The sequence below is a fragment of the Vibrio sp. 10N.261.52.A1 genome, assembly GCF_002876325.1.
GTDB lineage: Bacteria > Pseudomonadota > Gammaproteobacteria > Enterobacterales > Vibrionaceae > Vibrio > Vibrio chagasii.
This window is the reverse complement of record NZ_MCYD01000972.1, coordinates 1-2,918: the sequence shown is the minus strand read 5'-3', so window position 1 is coordinate 2,918 and position 2,918 is coordinate 1. Positions and strand designations below refer to the sequence as shown.

The 2,918-nt window shown below is 46.3% G+C and carries 3 protein-coding genes and 1 pseudogene; 2 read left to right on the top strand and 2 right to left on the bottom strand.

The features are described from left to right. Positions 1-1,180, top strand: a 1,180-nt coding sequence (locus tag BCT81_RS21145) for an SbcC/MukB-like Walker B domain-containing protein (RefSeq protein WP_277869838.1), incomplete at its 5' end; no start/stop codon positions are given. Positions 1,181-1,485: 305 nt separating this feature from the next. After that, positions 1,486-1,629, top strand: coding sequence for a DUF2256 domain-containing protein (locus BCT81_RS21140; RefSeq protein WP_102425723.1), 144 nt, complete (start codon positions 1,486-1,488; stop codon positions 1,627-1,629). A 98-nt stretch (positions 1,630-1,727) separates the two neighbouring features. Here BCT81_RS21140 and BCT81_RS21135 read toward each other — a convergent pair whose 3' ends face one another. Both BCT81_RS21135 and BCT81_RS21130 read right to left on the bottom strand, forming a co-directional pair. Next, on the bottom strand, positions 1,728-2,468 hold the full coding sequence (locus BCT81_RS21135) for an SDR family oxidoreductase (protein ID WP_102425722.1): 741 nt from the start codon (positions 2,466-2,468) through the stop codon (positions 1,728-1,730). Beyond that, positions 2,468-2,918: pseudogene (locus BCT81_RS21130) on the bottom strand (cryptochrome/photolyase family protein); the annotation flags it as partial. The pseudogene BCT81_RS21130 and the gene BCT81_RS21135, both read right to left, overlap by 1 nt.

The window sequence follows — 2,918 nt, the reverse complement described above, 5'->3', positions numbered from 1 at the left end:
GCTAAGCAGTGCGCAGCAAGAGCTGGACACGTTAAGCAAAGAAAGCGAATTGCTAACAGCGGAGTTAGCTCGTATTAGCGGTGAAAGAGCACAGTTGTTTGGTGAGCAAGACATTCAAGTCGCAAGCCAAGCAATGAAGCAAAAGGTAACAGATGCAGTCACAACATTTGACGCGGCTCAGCAGGTTCTCAATCGCTGTGAACTGGAACATCGAACCGAACAAACCAAACATACCGGTTTTTCTGATGAGTTAACCGCGAAGCAAACAAGCCTCACGCAAGCGAAGAATGTTTGGTTTGAAGCTTTGCATGCGAGCCCGTTTGAAGAGGAAGTTGATTTTGAAGCGGCACTGCTTGATGAGGAGTTGCGAACTCAATTACAAAACCTTAAGAAGTCTCTGGATGAAGCAATTGTCAGTGCACAAGCAAGGCTGAATACGGCAAAAGCCGCGCAAGTGGAGCTACAAAACCACGAAAATGCGCAAACATGGCAAGAACAAGATCAACAGTTAGTGGAGCAGGCAACGGCTGATTGTCAAGAAGCTCAACAAAGCCATGCGAGCAAGATTGGCGCAATTTCTGCCAACCTTGAAACCGATCGTCAGAACCGAAGTAACCAGCAAGATTTGTTTAAGCAGATCTCTGAACAACAAGTTGAGTTCGATGATATCTCGCGCTTGAACTCGCTGATTGGCTCTAAGAATGGCGACAAGTTCCGTAAGTTTGCACAAGGGCTAACACTGGAAAACTTGGTGTACCTGGCAAACAAGCAATTACAGCGTTTACATGGTCGCTATGAATTAAAACGTAAAGCCGACGATGGCTTAGAGTTACAGGTACTCGATACCTGGCAGGGTGATGTAATGCGCGACACCAAAACTCTGTCTGGTGGTGAAAGCTTCTTGGTGAGTTTGGCGTTGGCATTGGCGCTATCTGATCTTGTGAGTTACAAAACCAGTATTGATTCTCTGTTCTTAGATGAAGGCTTTGGCACGCTTGATAGTGACACGCTAGACATCGCATTGAACGCACTCGATAACTTGAATGCATCAGGCAAAATGATTGGTGTCATCAGCCACGTTGAAGCTTTAAAAGAGCGTGTGCCTGTTCAGTTGAAAGTAACCAAGCACGCAGGCCTTGGCGTTAGCGAGATGGAAAAGCAGTACAAAGTGGTTGCTTAATATCTCGAGGTTGGTCGTCTGGCATCAAAAGCCCAGCGTGTTGAGTTGAAATGGTTTCAGCTTCAACAAAAGCAGAGCCCCAACTCAGTCGTTCCTCCTTCTTGGGGATGACGGAATGGGGCTCTGATTTGTATACCAATGCTGGAAGAGATGGTCGGACGATAGAGAGTTCCGACCATTATTTGAAGTTGGGTAAGTTAGCTTGGGTATCACAACTATCACCATTCCCTGTAGCGATGAACGAGCTTAATAGGGCATCTTTTTGTTAGAACTTCAATTGATAGGCCAAAACACAAGGAACATTCATGCACAAAAAGCCGCACCTACCGACAAAGACATGCCCAGTGTGTCAGAAGCCGTTCGCATGGCGCAAGAAGTGGGAGCGCTGTTGGGATGAAGTGGTGTACTGTTCCGAGCGTTGTCGACGTAATAAACCTAAACAGGGTTAGATTTTGTTAGCGCAATCTTCGTTATTCTCTACAGCGAGGGACGAGCGTAATAGGTTATCTCAGTAACGTTCCGATCTTCCCAACCTTATACTTCTACTTTACCAAGGTAGTTGTTCGCCGTTATATGCGTAGAAATGACCGCTTTGCTCTGGTGTGGCGGTGCGAATAATGTCGACGAGTTGATGTGCCACGTAAGCCGAATCAAATAGCTTGCCTTCCGGTACATTTGCTTGAAAGGGTTTCGACAACGCAGTATCAGTCGTCCCTGGGTGCAGCGCTAATATGGTGCCTTTCTTAATGGTGCGACCCCATTCAATCGACATGGTTTTAATGAACATGTTGAGGGCAGCTTTTGATGAACGATAGCTATACCAACCACCTAATCTATTATCTGAAATACTGCCAACCTTGGCGGACACCACCGCAAACTTGGGGTTGTCACTCCCTTTAAGAAGGGGAGTGAAGTGCTTAGCGAGTAACAAGCTTGGTAGGGTATTCACAGACATGTTTTTGAGGAAGAATTCTGGGTCGATGGACGACAAGTTCTTTTCTGGCCCAATTTCTGGTGTATGTAACATCCCAACGCAGTTGATCAGCCAATCGAGTTGATCAAATTGAGATCGTAATTCGACGATATCGGATTCTTGAGTCACGTCAACTTGGTGCCAGGTTAGGCGTTTATCATCAATCTCAGGCTTTTGGGAATGGTAAGTCGCCGCAACATGGATATCGAGAAAATCAAATCGAGACAGCTCAGAGAGTAGGTGTTTAACTACGGCGAGACCAATACCGCCACTACCACCGATAACCAATATGTGTAATCTGAGTTGCTCCACCATTATAAGTTCTCCAAATTCATCAGTCGTTGTTCAGCGGTATCGAGTATCGCTTGTTGTTCTTGTTCATCCATGTTGTCCCAAGAGCGATAAAGCATACCCATGCGAGGGTTTCGGTTTAAGGCGTCGCGGTGTTGATTCATAAAGCGCCAATACAAACTGTTGAACGGGCATGAGCTTTCACCAGTGCGCTCTTTAATCTTGTAATGACAGCCTTTGCAGTAGTCACTCATGCGATTAATGTACGAACCGCTGGCAGAGTATGGTTTGGTTCCGACGATCCCGCCATCCGCAAATAGTGCCATACCTCGCGTATTTGGCATTTCAACCCATTCAATCGCATCTACGTAAATGCCGAGGTACCAACTGTCGACTTGGTCTGGTGCAATGCCCGTGATTAAGCAGAAGTTGCCCGTTACCATGAGCCTTTGAATATGGTGGGCATAAGCATAC